General features: G+C 59.3%; 5 protein-coding genes. All 5 read left to right on the top strand.

Annotated features, from left to right (window positions below; genetic code table 11):
- Positions 1-242, top strand: a 242-nt coding sequence (locus ACE04F_RS22295; RefSeq protein ID WP_486109960.1) for a hypothetical protein, incomplete at its 5' end; no start/stop codon positions are given.
- Entirely contained in the window at positions 223-630 is a 408-nt protein-coding gene (gene flgB / locus ACE04F_RS22290) for a flagellar basal body rod protein FlgB (protein WP_486109959.1), read from the top strand. The genes ACE04F_RS22295 and flgB, both read left to right, overlap by 20 nt.
- Before the next feature lie 3 nt (positions 631-633).
- Positions 634-1,077, top strand: coding sequence for a flagellar basal body rod protein FlgC (gene flgC, locus ACE04F_RS22285; protein WP_434572380.1), 444 nt, complete (start codon positions 634-636; stop codon positions 1,075-1,077).
- A gap of 15 nt (positions 1,078-1,092) precedes the next feature.
- Positions 1,093-1,815: a flagellar hook assembly protein FlgD gene (gene flgD / locus ACE04F_RS22280; RefSeq protein ID WP_486109958.1), complete on the top strand. Its 723-nt coding sequence runs from the start codon at positions 1,093-1,095 to the stop codon at positions 1,813-1,815.
- Positions 1,816-1,843: 28 nt separating this feature from the next.
- Positions 1,844-3,142 (top strand): flagellar hook protein FlgE, encoded by a 1,299-nt coding sequence (gene flgE, locus ACE04F_RS22275; protein WP_486109957.1) that lies wholly within the window; start codon positions 1,844-1,846, stop codon positions 3,140-3,142.
- The last annotated feature ends 91 nt before the right edge of the window (positions 3,143-3,233 follow it).

Here is a 3,233-nt window from a genome sequence, read left to right as displayed (position 1 = left end):
GACTGACACACCGCCTTCGCGAGCAGGCTCGCTCCCACAATGGAATGCATACATTTGGAGAAAGCGGCAGAAAAGCGGCAGCCAGCGGAAACCGATTGCCGCTTTTCTGGCATTGCCGCTTTGCCGACCCCCGCAAAGCCCCGGCTTACGGGCTTTGGGAAAGTGGCACGGTGATTGCTAAAGCCATCATACGTACATTCTGGTCACCCAAAGGTTTCCGCCATGAGCATCAGCTTCGATAAAGCGCTCGGTATCCACGAACAGGCCCTGAGCTTCCGCGCCCAGCGTGCCGAAGTCCTGGCCAACAACATTGCCAACGCCGACACCCCGAACTACAAGGCGCGCGACCTGGATTTTTCCAAGGTGCTCGCCGAGCAGAACGAAAAAGCCAAGCACGGCCACTTCGCCTTGAACATGACCAACAACCGTCATATCGAAGCCGAAGGCGTTGGCAGTGGCGACGAATCGCTGATGTATCGCACGCCGATGCAGCCGTCGATCGACCAGAACACCGTGGACGCTCAACTGGAACAGTCCAACTACGCGGAAAACTCCGTGAACTTCCAGGCCAGCTTCACCCTGCTCAACAGTAAATTCAAAGGGCTGGTATCGGCCCTGCGTGGAGAGTAATTCATGTCGATCGCGAGCGTATTCAACATCGCCGGCAGTGCCATGAGTGCCCAGACCACTCGCCTGAACACTGTCGCCAGTAACATCGCCAACGCCGAGACCGTCTCGTCGAGCATCGACCAGACCTACCGCGCCCGCCACCCGGTATTCGCCACCATGTTCCAGGGCGGCCAGTCCGGCGGCAGCGACTCGCTGTTCCAGAACCAGGACGCGGCCGGGCAGGGTGTCCAGGTACTCGGCGTGGTCGAGGACCAGAGCAACCTCGATGCTCGTTACGAGCCCAATCACCCGGCTGCTGACGCCAAGGGTTACGTCTACTACCCGAACGTCAACGTCGTTGAAGAAATGGCCGACATGATTTCCGCCAGTCGTTCGTTCCAGACCAACGCCGAAATGATGAACACCGCCAAAGCCATGATGCAGAAGGTCCTGACCCTCGGTCAGTGATAAGGGGCGAGTCACATGAGCGTCACCAATACCACCAGCGGTTTGAGCCTCAACGAGATACTTGCCAACTCCTCGGTCAAGACCAATACCAAGGCCGATGGCCTGGGTGCGGCGACCAATGCGGCGAGTGGCAACCAGGAATTGGGCAAGGATGCGTTCCTGCAACTGCTCGTTACCCAGCTGAAAAACCAGAACCCGCTGGAGCCTCAGGACAACGGTGAGTTCGTTGCCCAGTTGGCGCAATTCAGCAGCCTGGAAGGCATCACTACGCTCAACAATACCGTCAGCGGCATCGCCGGCAACTACAACTCGTCCCAGGCATTGCAAGCATCGTCCCTGGTCGGGCGTTCGGTGATCGCTCCGGGTGACAAGGCCGTGGTCGACACTTCCAAGAGCCTCAACGGCACCGTGGTGGTTCCGGCAGCGGTGTCCTCCCTCACCGTCAAGATCATGGACAAGGATGGCAAGACGGTCCGCACCATCGACCTGGGTAGCCAGAAGTCTGGCAACTCCGCCTTCATCTGGGACGGCAAGAACGATGCGGGCACGACGGTCGAGTCGGGCACGTACACCTTCGCGGCCTCGACCACCATCGATGGCCAGGCCACATCGCTGATCACCAACCTGCCGGCCACGGTCAGCAGCGTGACGATCAGCCAGACGGGTGGTGAGCTGATGCTCAACCTGGCCGGACTGGGCAGCATTGCCCTGTCCAAAGTACAAACTATTGGTATGTAGAGCCGACTAACCGGCAAAAGGAGTCAACATGTCTTTCAACATCGGCCTTAGCGGTCTCTATGCAGCCAACAAACAGCTGGATGTGACCGGCAACAACATCGCCAACGTGGCGACCACCGGTTTCAAATCGTCCCGCGCGGAATTCGAAGACGTCTACTCGGCGACCAAGCTGGGTTCGGGCAGCAAAACCGTCGGCAACGGCGTGCGCCTGGCCAACGTTTCCCAACAGTTCGGCCAGGGTGACGTGAACAACACCGGCAACGTGCTGGACATGGGTATCCAAGGCCAGGGCTTCTTTGTCCTGAGCAACGACGGCTCCCTGAGCTATACCCGTGCCGGTACCTTCAAGACCGACAAGGAAGGTTATGTCACCAACAGCGACGGCACTGCACGCTTGCAGGGCTACGGTGTGGATGCCAACGGCAAGATCCAGAACGGTATCCTGACCGACCTGCGCATCGACACCTCGAACCTGCCGCCCCAGGCCACCAGCCTGGTTTCCTCGACGATCAACCTGAACTCGACGGCGACGCCGATCACTGCCGCATTCAACCCGGCCGACACCGCCACCTTCACCAAGCAGTTCACTACGCCGATCTACGACACTCAGGGTAACCAGCATTCGATGGACCAGTACATGGTCAAGACGTCTGGTAACACCTGGAATGTCTACACCTTGATCGACGGTCGTAACCTCAACGGCAGCGCGCCGACCACCACCGGTGCGACCGCGCCAGTTCCTTCGACGATGAACTTCGATTCGAGCGGCAGGTTGACCTCGGTCACCACTCCGCCAGCGACCGTCAACAGCGATCTGGTATTGACCGGCTGGGTTCCGGGCACCGTGACCAACGGGACATGGACTGCCAACGGCGCCGCCAGCGCGCCGACCATCACCATTTCCATGGGTAACACCACCCAGTTCAACGCCGACACCGCACGGTCGATCCCGGCCCAGAACGGTTACGCCACCGGCCAGATCACCAACCTGACCATTGATGGCAGCGGCGTGATGCTTGCCAACTTCAGCAACAACCAGACCAAGCCGATCGGCCAGCTCGCCCTTGCCAGCTTCACCAACGAGCAAGGCTTGCAGCCAGTAGGCGGCACCAGTTGGAAGGAAACCTTCGCCTCGGGCATCCCGGGCTATGACGCTCCGCAAACCGGTACCCTGGGGTCGATCGTCTCCAACTCTCTGGAAGAGTCCAACGTCAACCTGACCAACGAACTGGTCGAGTTGATCAAGGCGCAAAGCAATTACCAGGCGAACGCCAAGACCATCTCCACCCAGAGCACCATCATGCAGACCATCATTCAGATGGCTTGATGCCGAAGGTTGCTTGAAGGCTGCACAAGGAGCCCCTCGCAAGAGGGGCTTTTTCATGGCCGATGGTTTTGTATTGTGCCGGCCTCTTCGC

The organism is Pseudomonas sp. AGC41 (assembly GCF_057334555.1).
Note: the sequence above shows the minus strand (reverse complement) of the source record. Positions and strands in the feature narration are given on the sequence as shown.

Bases quoted from the DNA above. Each gene is read 5' to 3' on its own strand.
- flgB (WP_486109959.1), top strand. From the start codon at position 223: ATGAGCATCAGCTTCGATAAAGCGCTCGGTATCCACGAACAGGCCCTG.
- flgC (WP_434572380.1), top strand. From the start codon at position 634: ATGTCGATCGCGAGCGTATTCAACATCGCCGGCAGTGCCATGAGTGCC.
- flgD (WP_486109958.1), top strand. From the start codon at position 1,093: ATGAGCGTCACCAATACCACCAGCGGTTTGAGCCTCAACGAGATACTT.
- flgE (WP_486109957.1), top strand. From the start codon at position 1,844: ATGTCTTTCAACATCGGCCTTAGCGGTCTCTATGCAGCCAACAAACAG.